General features: G+C 39.5%; 27 protein-coding genes. All 27 read right to left on the bottom strand.

Annotation, left to right across the window (positions count from 1 at the left end; translation table 11 throughout):
- Positions 1 to 89: 89 nt before the first annotated feature.
- Positions 90 to 458 (bottom strand): 30S ribosomal protein S13, encoded by a 369-nt coding sequence (gene rpsM, locus SBH76_RS08550; protein WP_009663113.1) that lies wholly within the window; start codon positions 456 to 458, stop codon positions 90 to 92.
- Positions 459 to 488: 30 nt separating this feature from the next.
- Positions 489 to 602 (bottom strand): 50S ribosomal protein L36, encoded by a 114-nt coding sequence (gene rpmJ / locus SBH76_RS08545; RefSeq protein WP_003497809.1) that lies wholly within the window; start codon positions 600 to 602, stop codon positions 489 to 491.
- Between the two features lie 79 nt (positions 603 to 681).
- On the bottom strand, positions 682 to 900 hold the full coding sequence (infA, locus tag SBH76_RS08540; protein WP_007593317.1) for a translation initiation factor IF-1: 219 nt from the start codon (positions 898 to 900) through the stop codon (positions 682 to 684).
- Entirely contained in the window at positions 879 to 1,154 is a 276-nt protein-coding gene (locus tag SBH76_RS08535) for a KOW domain-containing RNA-binding protein (protein ID WP_317977479.1), read from the bottom strand. The genes infA and SBH76_RS08535 overlap by 22 nt, the downstream gene beginning before the upstream one ends.
- Positions 1,151 to 1,909 carry a type I methionyl aminopeptidase gene (gene map, locus SBH76_RS08530; protein ID WP_317977478.1) on the bottom strand — a complete coding sequence of 253 codons (759 nt, stop codon included), beginning with the start codon at positions 1,907 to 1,909 and terminating at the stop codon, positions 1,151 to 1,153. Before map ends, SBH76_RS08535 begins: the two co-directional genes overlap by 4 nt.
- Before the next feature lie 15 nt (positions 1,910 to 1,924).
- Positions 1,925 to 2,566, bottom strand: a complete 642-nt coding sequence (locus SBH76_RS08525; RefSeq protein WP_034213121.1) for an adenylate kinase — start codon at positions 2,564 to 2,566, stop codon at positions 1,925 to 1,927.
- A 76-nt stretch (positions 2,567 to 2,642) separates the two neighbouring features.
- A complete protein-coding gene (secY, locus tag SBH76_RS08520; RefSeq protein ID WP_007593321.1) occupies positions 2,643 to 3,959 on the bottom strand; it encodes a preprotein translocase subunit SecY in 1,317 nt (438 codons plus the stop codon).
- Positions 3,959 to 4,399 carry a 50S ribosomal protein L15 gene (gene rplO, locus SBH76_RS08515; protein WP_315035356.1) on the bottom strand — a complete coding sequence of 147 codons (441 nt, stop codon included), beginning with the start codon at positions 4,397 to 4,399 and terminating at the stop codon, positions 3,959 to 3,961. The genes secY and rplO overlap by 1 nt, the downstream gene beginning before the upstream one ends.
- 16 nt (positions 4,400 to 4,415) lie before the next feature.
- Positions 4,416 to 4,595, bottom strand: a complete 180-nt coding sequence (rpmD, locus tag SBH76_RS08510; RefSeq protein WP_007593325.1) for a 50S ribosomal protein L30 — start codon at positions 4,593 to 4,595, stop codon at positions 4,416 to 4,418.
- Positions 4,596 to 4,607: 12 nt separating this feature from the next.
- Complete coding sequence (rpsE, locus tag SBH76_RS08505; protein ID WP_007593327.1) at positions 4,608 to 5,117, bottom strand: 30S ribosomal protein S5; 510 nt, start codon at positions 5,115 to 5,117, stop codon at positions 4,608 to 4,610.
- A gap of 17 nt (positions 5,118 to 5,134) precedes the next feature.
- Positions 5,135 to 5,503, bottom strand: coding sequence for a 50S ribosomal protein L18 (gene rplR / locus SBH76_RS08500; RefSeq protein WP_317977477.1), 369 nt, complete (start codon positions 5,501 to 5,503; stop codon positions 5,135 to 5,137).
- Positions 5,504 to 5,518: 15 nt separating this feature from the next.
- Positions 5,519 to 6,061 carry a 50S ribosomal protein L6 gene (rplF, locus tag SBH76_RS08495; RefSeq protein ID WP_007593332.1) on the bottom strand — a complete coding sequence of 181 codons (543 nt, stop codon included), beginning with the start codon at positions 6,059 to 6,061 and terminating at the stop codon, positions 5,519 to 5,521.
- A gap of 373 nt (positions 6,062 to 6,434) precedes the next feature.
- The gene (gene rpsH, locus SBH76_RS08490) at positions 6,435 to 6,836 is read right to left on the bottom strand and encodes a 30S ribosomal protein S8 (protein ID WP_007593334.1); all 402 of its coding nucleotides are present in this window, start codon (positions 6,834 to 6,836) and stop codon (positions 6,435 to 6,437) included.
- 280 nt (positions 6,837 to 7,116) lie between these two features.
- Positions 7,117 to 7,302, bottom strand: coding sequence for a type Z 30S ribosomal protein S14 (locus tag SBH76_RS08485; RefSeq protein WP_007593336.1), 186 nt, complete (start codon positions 7,300 to 7,302; stop codon positions 7,117 to 7,119).
- 17 nt (positions 7,303 to 7,319) lie between these two features.
- Positions 7,320 to 7,859 carry a 50S ribosomal protein L5 gene (gene rplE / locus SBH76_RS08480; RefSeq protein WP_007593338.1) on the bottom strand — a complete coding sequence of 180 codons (540 nt, stop codon included), beginning with the start codon at positions 7,857 to 7,859 and terminating at the stop codon, positions 7,320 to 7,322.
- Positions 7,860 to 7,876: 17 nt separating this feature from the next.
- The gene (gene rplX / locus SBH76_RS08475) at positions 7,877 to 8,182 is read right to left on the bottom strand and encodes a 50S ribosomal protein L24 (protein WP_007593339.1); all 306 of its coding nucleotides are present in this window, start codon (positions 8,180 to 8,182) and stop codon (positions 7,877 to 7,879) included.
- An 11-nt stretch (positions 8,183 to 8,193) separates the two neighbouring features.
- Complete coding sequence (gene rplN, locus SBH76_RS08470) at positions 8,194 to 8,562, bottom strand: 50S ribosomal protein L14 (RefSeq protein WP_007593340.1); 369 nt, start codon at positions 8,560 to 8,562, stop codon at positions 8,194 to 8,196.
- A gap of 24 nt (positions 8,563 to 8,586) precedes the next feature.
- Positions 8,587 to 8,841 (bottom strand): 30S ribosomal protein S17, encoded by a 255-nt coding sequence (gene rpsQ, locus SBH76_RS08465; RefSeq protein ID WP_007593341.1) that lies wholly within the window; start codon positions 8,839 to 8,841, stop codon positions 8,587 to 8,589.
- Between the two features lie 18 nt (positions 8,842 to 8,859).
- A complete protein-coding gene (gene rpmC / locus SBH76_RS08460; RefSeq protein WP_007593349.1) occupies positions 8,860 to 9,066 on the bottom strand; it encodes a 50S ribosomal protein L29 in 207 nt (68 codons plus the stop codon).
- Positions 9,056 to 9,493, bottom strand: a complete 438-nt coding sequence (rplP, locus tag SBH76_RS08455) for a 50S ribosomal protein L16 (protein WP_007593351.1) — start codon at positions 9,491 to 9,493, stop codon at positions 9,056 to 9,058. The genes rpmC and rplP overlap by 11 nt, the downstream gene beginning before the upstream one ends.
- A 1-nt stretch (position 9,494) precedes the next feature.
- A complete protein-coding gene (gene rpsC / locus SBH76_RS08450) occupies positions 9,495 to 10,151 on the bottom strand; it encodes a 30S ribosomal protein S3 (RefSeq protein WP_009220720.1) in 657 nt (218 codons plus the stop codon).
- A 14-nt stretch (positions 10,152 to 10,165) separates the two neighbouring features.
- Positions 10,166 to 10,552: a 50S ribosomal protein L22 gene (gene rplV, locus SBH76_RS08445; protein ID WP_007593354.1), complete on the bottom strand. Its 387-nt coding sequence runs from the start codon at positions 10,550 to 10,552 to the stop codon at positions 10,166 to 10,168.
- A 26-nt stretch (positions 10,553 to 10,578) separates the two neighbouring features.
- Positions 10,579 to 10,857 (bottom strand): 30S ribosomal protein S19, encoded by a 279-nt coding sequence (rpsS, locus tag SBH76_RS08440; protein ID WP_007593355.1) that lies wholly within the window; start codon positions 10,855 to 10,857, stop codon positions 10,579 to 10,581.
- A gap of 14 nt (positions 10,858 to 10,871) precedes the next feature.
- The gene (rplB, locus tag SBH76_RS08435; protein ID WP_007593357.1) at positions 10,872 to 11,720 is read right to left on the bottom strand and encodes a 50S ribosomal protein L2; all 849 of its coding nucleotides are present in this window, start codon (positions 11,718 to 11,720) and stop codon (positions 10,872 to 10,874) included.
- A 91-nt stretch (positions 11,721 to 11,811) separates the two neighbouring features.
- Positions 11,812 to 12,111 (bottom strand): 50S ribosomal protein L23, encoded by a 300-nt coding sequence (gene rplW, locus SBH76_RS08430; protein WP_007593360.1) that lies wholly within the window; start codon positions 12,109 to 12,111, stop codon positions 11,812 to 11,814.
- Positions 12,111 to 12,731 carry a 50S ribosomal protein L4 gene (gene rplD, locus SBH76_RS08425; RefSeq protein ID WP_007593364.1) on the bottom strand — a complete coding sequence of 207 codons (621 nt, stop codon included), beginning with the start codon at positions 12,729 to 12,731 and terminating at the stop codon, positions 12,111 to 12,113. The genes rplW and rplD overlap by 1 nt, the downstream gene beginning before the upstream one ends.
- 22 nt (positions 12,732 to 12,753) lie before the next feature.
- Entirely contained in the window at positions 12,754 to 13,431 is a 678-nt protein-coding gene (rplC, locus tag SBH76_RS08420) for a 50S ribosomal protein L3 (protein WP_034213126.1), read from the bottom strand.
- Between the last annotated feature and the right edge of the window lie 17 nt (positions 13,432 to 13,448).

Below are 13,448 nucleotides of genomic sequence, written 5' to 3'. Positions count from 1 at the left end.
ACCTACCTTTTTAAACTTTACTACGCTCCTGTTTTTAAAACATACAGCGAAAATTACTTTTCGAAAAAATGAATAGACTATATTATCTATTATTTCTTCTTGTTTGCTACTGTCTTTCTTGGACCCTTACGTGTTCTTGCATTTGTCTTAGTTTTCTGTCCGCGAACCGGAAGATTCTTTCTATGACGAATACCACGATAACATCCTATTTCCTGTAATCTCTTGATGTTCATAGCGATCTCTCTTCTAAGATCACCCTCTACCATCTGAGTATCGGAAATAACCTGTGCCAATTCTTTTACTTCATCGTCTGTAAGATCCTTTACTCTTGTATCAGGATTTACATTAGCCTCTTTCAAGATACGCTTTGAACTTGTAAGACCTATACCATAGATATATGTCAAACCAATCTCAATACGCTTTTCTCTTGGTAAATCAACGCCTGCTATACGAGCCATTTACCTACTTCCTCCTTATTCCTATGCAGATCAACCTTGTCTCTGCTTGTGCTTTGGGTTCTCACAAATTACTCTGATGGAACCTTTTCTCTTAATTATTTTGCATTTTTCGCAAATCGGTTTCACTGAAGATCTGACCTTCATTGTAACTCTCCTTTCATCGCTACTAATAAAGACGCCATAGTATTATAGCATTAACTACTATAATATGCAAGGTCTTATTTTATTTATCACGCCAAATGATTCTTCCTTTTGTCAAATCATATGGAGATAATTCGATAGTAACTTTATCACCCGGTAAAATTCTTATATAATTCATTCTAAGTTTACCGCTGATATGTGCCAATACCTGATGCCCGTTCTCAAGTTCTACTTGAAACATTGCATTAGGTAACTTTTCAACAACTGTTCCTTCAATCTCTATAACGTCTGATTTAGACATTTATTCCTCCACTTTTTCAAGAGATATTTTAACTTAACATCGTTAAAGTTATCACCACTGTTCTTAATATCAATAAATTCATCACTTTTTCCAAGCCTGCTGACATGTTTTTTATTTTTCTTCTTCGGCTTGTCAAGAGTCTTTAATCTGCCGTTGGCAACATAGATAAAATCTTTGTCACAGTCTATGACCAAATAATGCTCTCCTCTGTCATGTCCCGTTATTGATACTACGATATCGCCTGTATTTATCATATTTTTCTTAAAGAAAGGATCTCAGGCTCACCGTCTGTTATCAAAATAGTATTTTCATAATGTGCCGCAAGCGAGTTGTCATCTGTAACAACCGTCCAGTCATCATCAAGCCATACCACTTCATCTCTTCCTGCCGTAATCATAGGCTCTATTGCAAGTGTCATACCGGGCTGTAGTTTAATTCCGCCTCTTTTCATATCAAAGTTTGGAACTTCAGGGTCTTCGTGAAGATGTGTACCTATACCATGTCCCACAAGATCTCTTACTACGCCATATCCTCTTTCTTTTGCATAACTTCCTATTGCCTTACAGATATCATTCAGGTGATTTCCTGCAATCGCATATTTTATTCCCTCGTAAAAGCACTCTCTTGTAACCTTTACAAGTTCCTTTGCTTTTTCGCTTCCTTCGCCTATTATATGGGTTCTGGCAGCATCTGAATGGTATCCCTTCCAGATAACACCTGCGTCTAGACTCACAACGTCTCCGTCTTTTAAAATTCTTTTCTTTGACGGAATACCATGTACAACTTCTTCATTTACAGACACACATATTGAAGCAGGATAACCGTGATAGTTCAAAAATGAAGGAACACAACCGTATGATCTTATTATCTCATCTCCGATTTTATTCACCTCATATGTACTCATACCTGCATGTAATGCCTTTTCCAATTCTTCATGAGTTTTAGCCAGTATTATTCCGGCCTCTCTCATCAATTGTATTTCTCTGTCAGACTTTATTGTTACTGCCATTTTCATCCTCACAATCTATTCCAAAACTGCAATAATGTCTAAGAATACTTCTTCCATATCCTTTGTTCCGTCTACTGAAGTCAAAATTTTCTCATTATCATAGTAGTCTATCAAAGGCTGTGTCTGATCATGATAAATCTCAAGTCTTTTCTTTACGGTCTCCGGCTTGTCGTCATCCCTGATTACAAGCTCGTTACCACATGTATCACATACATTCTCCGCTTTCGGTGCCGAATATACTATATGATATGTAGCTCCGCAATTTAAACATGCTCTTCTACCGCCCATTCTTGTGATAATCGACTCATCCGGAACATCTATATTTACAGCATAATCGATTTTTTCACCAAGCTCCGATAACGCCTTTGTTAAAGACTTTGCCTGAGGTATCGTTCTTGGAAAACCGTCAAGTACAAAACCGTCTTTACAATCATCTTTATGTATTCTGTCTAAAAGCATTCCGATAGTAATATCGTCAGGGACCAACTCTCCCTTATCCATATACTCTTTTGCTTTATTTCCAAGCTCGGTTTTTTCTTTTATATTTGCTCTGAATATATCGCCTGTGGATATATGCGGTATATTATACTTTTTTGCAATTCTCTTTGCCTGTGTGCCTTTTCCGGCACCGGGTGCACCTAACATAATAATTTTCATGGCGTATCTCCCCAATTTTCATTAGTAACCACGAAAAACCCCTGAAGAATATCCCCAGTGGTTTTTCGTAAGATGACTAGTCTAATAAGAATCCTCTGTAATTTCTTACAAGCATTTGTGATTCAATTGCTTTTATTGTCTCAAGGACTACACCAACAATGATGATCAGGGATGTTCCGGTAAATGAAAGTCTACTGATATTGAACAATCCTGAAATTATTATAGGTATGATACAAACTATTATGAGTCCTGTTGCACCTATAATGATAATGTAGCTTAAAATCTTTGAGAAGTAATCGCTGGTAGGTTTTCCGGGTCTGATACCCGGTATAAATCCGCCTGATTTCTTCATATTGTTAGCTACCTCAAGTGGGTTAAAAGTAATTGATGTATAAAAATAAGCAAATAAGATAATCAAAATGATATAAACTATAAGTCCGATTGAATACTTCGGTGCTTCAGGCTTAAACCACATTGATGAATTCATATATGTTAATATCTCACCTATTATTGAGCCGTTATTAATTTGCAAGAATTGGCCAATAACTATAGGTGTAGAGAATAATGAAGAAGCAAAAATAACAGGAATAACACCTGCAGTATTTACTTTAAGCGGAATATTGGATGATGTTCCGCCTACACTTCTTCTACCCTGCGTTTTGGATGAATACTGTACAGGAATCCTTCTCTCGGCGTCCTGTAAGATAATGGTGAACACTACCATTGCTACTATAAAAGCTATTATAATAACTGCGGCAACCACCATTCTTGCCACTGTCTGACCTTTTAAGAATCTGACATACAGATTGTTAAAGTCTGACGGTAATGAAGCAAGAATATTCAGAAGAAGAACAACAGAAATACCGTTTCCTACGCCATTTTCCGTAATTCTCTCTCCCATCCACATCAAAAATGCACTACCTGCTGTCATTGTAACTACAGCTACAACTACACTCTTTATTCCAAAATGAATTAAAAGTCCCTGTCTACCGAATCCTATTGCCATGGCTGAAGACTGTAAGAGGGCTAGTGCGACAGTTAAGTATCTTGTGTACTCTACTATCTTTTTTCTACCGTCTTCACCATCCTGTTGTAATTCCTCAAGTGCAGGAATTGCAATTGTCAAAAGCTGGATTATGATAGAACTTGTAATATATGGAGTAATGCTTAGTGCAAGCACACTCAGACTTTCAAATGAGCCTCCGGTGATTGCATTGAAAAATCCAAATGCGTCACCGGTCTGCTTTGCAAAAAAATCTTTAAAATAAGTTGTATTCACACCCGGTATCGGTAAATTACTGCCGAAGCGAATAATTACCAGCATTATAAATGTGTACAGAAGCTTCTTTCGTACATCCTTTACCTTAAATGCATTTCGGAGTGTTGTGAGCATTAGATCACCTCACAAGTTCCGCCTGCGGCTTCAATCTTAGCTTTTGCGCTTTCACTAACAGCAATATACTTGATATTGAACTTCTTTGTTAATGAACCGTTTCCTAAGAGTTTAACTCCATCTCTTGTATTTTTGATTATTCCTGCAGCTACTAATGTCTCAGGAGTAACTTCTATACCGTCCTCAAGACGATCAAGAACAGAAATGTTTACAGCTACGATATCCTTAGAGTTACGATTTGTAAATCCTCTCTTAGGGATACGTCTGTATAATGGCATCTGTCCACCTTCGAATCCCGGTCTTGTAGCACCTGAACGAGCTTTCTGACCCTTGTGACCCTTACCGGCAGTCTTACCGTTACCTGAACCATGTCCACGGCCACGTCTGAAATTATCGCTATGCTTTGAGCCTAATGCAGGCTGTAAATTAGATAAATCCATAACTACACCTCCTTCTTTAGACTTCTTCAACTTTTACAAGATGTCTTACATGCCAAATCATGCCTCTTACAGCATCATTATCAGGCATTTCCACTGTCTTGTTTAATTTTCTTAAACCAAGCGCCTCTACAGTTGCTCTCTGTTTTGGGATAGCACCGATAGGGGATTTAACCAATGTAATTTTTAACTTTGCCATATTTTCCTCCTATTATGCTAATATTTCTTCAACTGACTTTCCACGGAGTTTTGCAATCTCCTCAGGAGTCTTAAGTGCTGCTAAACCTGCAAGTGTAGCAAGACATACATTTGTCTTGTTATTTGAACCTAAAGACTTTGAACGGATATTCTTATATCCTGCAAGCTCCAATACCGCACGGGCAGGGCCACCTGCGATGATACCTGTACCTTCAGGTGCTCTCTTTAAAAGAACACTTGCACTTCCGAATTTTCCTGTGTAATCATGTGGTACACTGAAATTCTCATCTATTCTAACTTCAACTAATGACTTAGTTGCAGCTTCTTTACCTTTACGGATAGCCTCAGGTACCTCTCCTGCTTTACCAAGACCGATACCGACATGACCATTACCGTCACCTACAACAACAAGAGCAGAAAACTTCATTGTACGTCCACCCTTTACGGTTTTGGATACACGCTTGATATTTACGACTCTGTCATTTAACTCCAATTTGCTTGGATCGATGATTTGTCTCTTCATGTATGTTTCTCCTCCTATTAGAATTGTAATCCTGCTTCACGTGCAGCTTCTGCAAGTGCGGCAATCTTACCCTGATAGATGAATCCTCCTCTATCAAACACAACTTTGTCTATACCCTTCTCAAGTGCTCTCTTTGCAATAAGAGTTCCAACGAATGCTGCAGCATCTACATCATTTGTCTTTGAAAGCTCCGCTCTTGCACTCTTCTCAAGTGTTGAGGCACTAACTACTGTATTTCCCACTGTGTCGTCAATAATCTGAGCGTACATATGGTTGTTACTTCTAAATACAGCAAGACGTGGTCTCTCAGTTGTTCCGCTGAGACGATTACGTAATCTGTAATGCTTCTTAGTTCTAAGATCGCTTTTTGATTTTTTGCTAACCATTTACTTACCCTCCTATTATTTCTTACCGGTCTTACCGACTTTACGTCTGATAACTTCAGTAGAGTATTTGATACCCTTGCCCTTATATGGCTCAGGCTTTCTCTTGCCTCTTATTTCAGCAGCGTACTGACCAACTTTTTCCTTGTCAATACCCTGAATCTTTATGATGTTCTGTCCGTCAAGAACAGATGTGATACCTTCAGGATCTTCCATCTCTACAGGATGTGAATATCCGAGTGAAAGTACAAGCTTGTTTCCTTGCTTTGCTGCTCTGTAACCAACACCGTTTACCTCAAGTACCTTCTCATAGCCTTCGGTTACACCTACTACCATGTTATGTATAAGAGTTCTTGTGAGACCGTGTAATGCCTTATTCTTCTTTAAGTCATTTGGTCTAGTTACTACAATATCATCACCTTCCTGCTTAATAGTCATTTCTACAGGTAATGCTCTCTCAAGTGTACCCTTAGGACCTTTTACAGTCACATGATTATTTTCTGCAATTGTAACAGTTACTCCTGCCGGAATTGCGATAGGCATTCTTCCAATTCGTGACATGCCGTCTTCCTCCTTAAATTTATCGTGAGCTTTTCGCTCAGGTTTTCAGGTTTATATCATCTAATAGGCAGCCATTAAAGAAATATTTCTTTATGACTACTGCTATTAGAGTTGAAACTTAATTTATATTTGTTTTGTCCACTCGACATTTGCATACACAAATGTGCCGGGCGGCATCCACTCGACATCGGCAAACGTATATCTGCCGGTGGGTTCGACTCCACTAGCGCTCAAACTTCGTTTTCGCTGAGTGTCGCGAACGACTTTCACACTAAGTTCACACTGCGTGTTCACTAAGTGTTCAATGTCTCGGGACGGGCTTTCACACTAAACTCACGCTTCGCTTTGCTCGCGTTCGTTAAGTGTTCAATGCCTACCAAACGAAAGCTAATACTTCTCCACCTACGTTAAGCTTTCTTGCTTCTTTGTCTGTGATAACGCCGTTATTTGTTGAAATAATAGCTGTTCCAAGACCGCCAAGAACTCTTGGAAGCTCTTCTCTGCTTGCGTATATACGTAAGCCCGGCTTTGAAATTCTCTTCAATCCACTTATTATTCTCTCGCTCTTGTTAGCTGTATACTTTAAGAATATTCTGATATCCTTGAAGTTACCATTGTCAACAAGTTCGTACTTCTCTACATAACCTTCTTCTACAAGTATGTTAGCTATTGCTATTTTCATCTTTGAGGAAGGAATATCAACTGAGTCATGTTTTGCAGTATTTGCATTTCTGATTCTGGTAAGCATATCTGCAATTGGATCGCTCATTGTCATGGAATTTTTTCCTCCTGTTTATTTTAAATGTATCTGATTACTACTTTTTTACTTCGATTAAGCTTTTTGCAACTTTACAACGTCCACTCGACATTCGCATACATATGTTTGCAAGGTTGGTTCGACTCCACTAGCGCTCAAACTTTGTTTTCGCTGAGTGTCGCGAACGACTTTCACACTAAGTTCACACTACGTGTTCACTAAGTGTTCAATGTCTCGGGACGGGCTTTCGCACTAAATTCGCACGGCACTTCGTTTGTGCTCATTAAGTGCTCAATGCCTACCAGCTGGCTTTCTTAACTCCCGGGATTTGACCCTTATAAGCCAATTCACGGAAGCAAATTCTACAGATACCATACTTTTTAAGATAAGCATGTGGACGACCGCAGATTTTGCATCTGCTGTATTCTCTTGTAGAGAATTTTGCCGGTCTAGCCTGCTTAATCTTCATTGAAGTCTTTGCCATGAAATCTTCCTCCTAAATTATTTGAAAAATGGCATATTGAATAATGTCAAAAGTTCTCTAGCTTCTTCATCTGTGTTTGCTGTAGTAACGAATATAACATCCATACCACGCACTTTATCAATCTTATCATACTCTATCTCAGGGAAGATAAGCTGTTCCTTAACTCCAAGAGCATAATTTCCTCTGCCATCAAATGCATTAGGATTTACACCTCTAAAGTCACGCACTCTAGGAAGAGCAAGATTTATAAGTCTGTCAGCAAACTCATACATCTTTGAACCACGAAGAGTTACCTTACAACCTATAGGCATACCCTCTCTAAGTTTAAAGTTAGCAACTGATTTCTTTGCCTTTGTAACTACCGCCTTTTGTCCGGAGATAATTTCAAGATCTCTAACTGCAGCATCTAATACTTTTGCATTATCTTTTGCTTCACCAACAGCCATGTTGATAACGATCTTATCAAGCTTTGGTACCTGCATAGGATTCTTATAGCCAAACTTCTCAATCATCTTTGCAACGATTTCGTTCTCATATGTTTCCCTTAATCTTGTCATGTTTTCCTCCTTTCCAATTAGTCGATAGCCTTGCCGGTCTTCTTAGCTACACGAACCTTCTTGCCGTCTTTTACTTCAAAACCGACTCTTGTAGCCTTACCGTCAACAACTAACATTACATTTGATATATCAATAGTTCCCTCTGTATTTACGATTCCACCGTTCTGGTTAGCCATACTTGGTTTTGTATGCTTTGTAATCATATTACAGCCTTCAACTACTACTCTGTTCTTCTTAGTATCAACCTTTAATACTTTACCTGTCTTGCCTCTATCTTTTCCAGATATGATCTTAACCATATCGTCTCTTTTGATTTTATGCACGCTAGACCTCCTTATAATACTTCAGGTGCGAGAGATACAATCTTCATGAAATGCTTCTCACGAAGTTCTCTTGCAACCGGTCCAAAGATACGAGTACCTCTTGGAGTCTTGTCATCCTTGATTATAACTGCTGCGTTTTCATCGAATCTGATGTATGAACCGTCTTTACGGCGTGTGCTATTGACTGATCTTACTACAACAGCCTTAACAACATCACCTTTCTTTACAACACCGCCTGGTGTTGCATCTTTAACGGTAGCGACGATTATATCGCCGATATGAGCATATCTTCTAGTTGAACCACCCATAACACGAATTGTAAGCAATTCCTTTGCTCCGGTGTTATCGGCTACCTTCAATCTTGTTTCCTGCTGAATCATGCCGGATACTCCTTCCTACCTAAATTATTTTGCCTTCTCAATTATCTGTACAAGTCTCCATCTCTTATCTTTTGAAAGAGGTCTTGTCTCCATAATCTTTACAGTATCGCCAATGTTACATTCATTCTTTTCATCATGTGCTTTGAACTTAACAGTCTTCTTTACAATCTTGCCATAAAGTGGATGCTTTACATGGTCTTCGATTGCAACAGTGATTGTCTTATCCATCTTATCGCTAACAACCTTGCCGATACGGGTTTTTCTAAGATTTCTCTCCACGGTTTATCTCCTTTATCTTTATGCCAATTTTGCATTCTCAGTGATAACTGTCTGAATTCTGGCAATGTTTCTACGAACTTCCTTAATTCTTGAAGTGTTATCCAACTGGCTGGTTGCATTTTGGAATCTAAGGTTGAAAAGTTCCTTCTTTGCGGAAACCAATTCCTCATTTAACTGTTCTAAGCTTTTTGACTTTAATTCGTTTACATAATTCTTAGTTTTCACTTGCTTCACCGCCTTCCAAATCAGCCTTTGAAACTATCTTACATCTGCAAGGAAGCTTATGCATTGCAAGACGAAGAGCCTCTCTGGCAACCTCTTCAGGTACGCCTGCGATCTCAAATAATACACGACCCGGCTTTACAACAGCTACCCAATATTCTGTAGATCCCTTACCTGAACCCATTCGAGTCTCAGCAGGTTTTGCTGTAACAGGCTTATCAGGGAAAATCTTTATCCAAACTTTACCACCACGCTTGATATAACGAGTCATAGCAACTCTGGCAGCCTCTATCTGGTTTGACTTTATCCAACAAGGATCAAGGGACACTAAACCATACTCACCATAAGTGATCTTATTGCCTCTTAAGGCCTTTCCGGCCATAGAACCTCTAAACTGTTTTCTACGCTTTACTCTCTTAGGCATTAACATATTATTTTACGCTCCCTTCCTGTGTTTTTCTTTGAGGAAGCACCTCACCGGTATATATCCAAACCTTAACACCAACTTTACCGTATGTTGTGTTTGCCTCAGCAAAACCATACTGAATGTCAGCTCTTAATGTCTGAAGAGGAATTGTACCCTCTGAATAGAACTCTGTACGAGCCATGTCGGCACCGCCAAGACGTCCTGAGCAGCTTGCCTTGATACCAAGTACTCCTGCCTTCATACTTCTTGACATTGTTGACTTCATTGCTCTACGGAATGATATACGGTTCTCAAGCTGTGTAGCAATGCTCTCAGCTACAAGCTGTGCATCTCTGTCAGGTCTCTTGATTTCTTTGATATCAATGAATACTTTCTTATCTGTAAACTTTGATACTTCCTTCTTTAATTTCTCAACTTCTGCACCCTGCTTACCGATAACAACACCCGGTCTTGCAGTATGAAGTATTATTCTAACTCTGTCTGAAGCACGCTCTATTTCAATATCTGATACGCTTGCTGAATAAAGCTTGTTCTTTAAGAACTTTCTGATATTGTAGTCTTCTACTAAACAATCAGCGAAATCCTTATCAGCGTACCATCTGGAGCTCCAGTCTTTTATAACACCGACTCTAAGTCCATGTGGATTAACTTTCTGTCCCATTTTCGCGTCTCCTCCTATCTTTCATCTAAGACCACTGTGATATGGCTCATTCTCTTCTCAATACGATAAGCTCTACCCTGTGCTCTTGGCTTAATTCTCTTCATTATAGGGCCATCACTTGCATAACACTCTGCAATATATAATTTAGAAGGATCTAAATTGTTATTGTTCTCAGCATTAGCTACTGCCGACTCTACCAATTTCTTGATAACACTTGACGCATATCTTGGGCTATACATAAGAATACCCAAAGCCTCACCAACATTCTTTCCTCTGATTGCATCAAGCACGAAACATGCTTTCTGAACAGGTACTCTGGCATATGAGAGCTTAGCTGATGGTCTGGTGTCCTTAACTGCATTTCTTTCTCTTTTAATCTGGGATCTATGTCCTTTTGCCATTTAAAAAACCTCCTTTCAACCCTCTCTTATCTTGAAGCTTTCTTATCGTCAGCTTTATGTCCTTTGTAAGTTCTTGTTGCAACGAACTCACCAAGCTTATGTCCTACCATATCCTCGGTAACATATACCGGAACATGCTTTCTTCCATCATGAACAGCAATAGTATGACCTACCATCTGTGGGAAGATTGTTGAACGGCGTGACCATGTTTTAATAACACTCTTGTCGCCGGTCTGATTCATTGCATCAACTTTCTTTAATAAACTTGCATCTGCAAATGGTCCTTTTTTAAGTGAACGTGACATTTATCTTTCCTCCTTTATTTAGTAGCGGCCTTACCATCTCTTCTTCTGATGATCAACTTATTAGACTGTTTCTTCTTGTTTCTAGTCTTAAGACCAAGAGCCGGCTTGCCCCAAGGAGTAGATGGACCCGGACGACCGATTCCGGTTTTACCTTCACCACCACCGTGTGGATGGTCATTAGGGTTCATAACAGAACCACGAACTGTAGGTCTTATACCCATGTGACGCTTTCTTCCGGCTTTACCAAGCTTAACAAGTGAATGCTCACCGTTTCCAACAACACCGATAGTAGCTCTACAAATGATTGGAACCATTCTCATCTCACCTGAAGGAAGACGAAGAGTTGCATACTTACCTTCTTTTGCCATAAGCTGTGCAACATTTCCTGCTGAACGAACAAGCTGTCCGCCCTTTCCCGGATAAAGCTCGATATTGTGAATCTGTGCACCTACAGGAATCTCTGCAAGTGGTAAACAGTTTCCAACTCTTGCCTCTGCACCTGAACCGCTAACGATTGTAGCTCCGACCTGAAGTCCTTCAGGAGCAAGTATATAAGCCTTAGCACCGTCTACATATGCAATAAGTGCAATGTTAGCTGTTCTGTTCGGATCATACTCTATAGCAACAACTTTTGCAGGAACTCCGTCTTTAGAGTTTCTCTTAAAGTCGATGATTCTGTATTTTCTCTTTGCACCGCCACCGCGATGTCTAACTGTTATTTTACCCTGATTGTTTCTTCCTGAGTTCTTCTTAATTGGTGCCAATAATGACTTCTCAGGAGTACTCTTTGTGATTACGCTAAAGTCCAAACCTGTCATGTTTCTTCTTGACGGTGTATATGGACTATATTTCTTTATTCCCATTTTTTTCTCCTTCTTGTGCTACGCACTTTATCACGGCAGGATGCCGTATAATATATCCCGAATCAATTTCGGGAAAGCAACTTTTGTTGCTTTATAAGCCCTGGAACAACTCGATCTCTTTGCTATCCTCTGTAAGCCATACAATAGCCTTCTTAACTTTTGCAGTCTTACCTGTTGTCATTCCTCTTCTTCTTGTCTTTCCATCCTGGTTCATAGTATTTACTTTTGAAACCTTAACGCCGTCAAACATCTTCTCAACCGCTTCTTTGATCATTGTCTTGTTTGAGTCAGGATGTACAAGGAAAGTATATTTCTTATCTGTCATGCCGAGCATGCTCTTCTCTGTAATAACCGGCTTAAGTATTACGTCATAGTATTGAATATTTGCCATTACGCATATACCTCCTCTATAGTCTTAACAGCGTCCTTTGAAGCAACTACTGTATTGTACTTTAAGATATCATATACATTGATAGTCTTAGGTGAAGCAGCCTTAACACCGTAAATATTTCTAACAGAAAGTACAGTGTTCTTCTCATTCTCAGCACATACAACAAGCGCCTTCTTAACATTTAAGTTATTTAAAGTCTGCTGCATTTTCTTTGTCTTAATCTCGCTCATTGCGAAATCATCAACAACGATGAACTTGTTCTCAAGAACTCTGCTTGTAAGGGCACTCTTAAGAGCAATTCTCTTCTCTTTTTTATTTAAGTTGATTGTATAATCTCTTGGAGTAGGTGCGAATACAACACCGCCACCCTTCCACTGAGGTGATCTTGTTGAACCCTGACGTGCATGTCCTGTACCTTTTTGCTTCCAAGGCTTTCTTCCGCCACCACTAACTTCGGAACGGGTCTTTGCCTTTTGTGTTCCCTGACGCTTGTTTGCCAACTGTGCAACAACTGCCATATGAACTAAATGCTCGTTAACATTAACTCCGAACACAGCATCATTTAATTCTATACTACCTACTTCTTTTCCTTCAATATTAAATACTGATATATTAGCCATTTGTGTTCCTCCTTTCTGTTAGTTATTTCTTCTTAACAGTTTCTTTTAATGTTATTAGAGCCTTCTTTGAACCCGGCATTGAACCCTTTACAAGGATAAGGTTCTTATCTGCATCAACTCTTACGATTTCAAGATTCTGTGTAGTTACCTTCTTTGCGCCCATATGTCCAGGCATTCCTTTGCCCTTAAATACATGGCTTGGATCTGAAGATGAACCGTTTGAACCCTGATGACGGTGGAACTTGGAACCGTGACTCATAGGTCCTCTTGACTGTCCATGACGCTTAATAGCACCCTGGAATCCTTTACCCTTTGAGATAGCAGTTGCATCAACCTTATCTCCTGCAGCGAAGATATCTGCTTTGATTTCAGCCTTTGGAGCATACTCTGATGCATTCTCAAACTTGAACTCTCTGATAAATCTTCCGGCAGCAAAAACTTCTCTCTTCTTGTCACCGTTCTCTACAACAGTCTTCTCAACTCCTGCCTTAGCAAGGTGACCTGCCTTAGCCTTATTAACCAACTTTGTACGGATCTGTCCATATGCAACCTGAACTGAATTGTATCCGTCATTTTCCTCTGTCTTAACCTGTGTAACAACACATGGTCCTGCAAGAAGAACTGTTACAGGTATTAACACACCGTTCTCATCGAAAATCTGTGTCATACCGACTTTTCTAGCAAGTATTGCCTTCTTCATTAATATACCTCCTGGTT

It is taken from the genome of Lachnoanaerobaculum sanguinis (assembly GCF_033242365.1).
GTDB lineage: Bacteria > Bacillota > Clostridia > Lachnospirales > Lachnospiraceae > Lachnoanaerobaculum > Lachnoanaerobaculum sanguinis.
The sequence above is the reverse complement of the archived record's forward strand: the minus strand, read 5'-3'. Positions and strand labels throughout refer to the sequence as shown.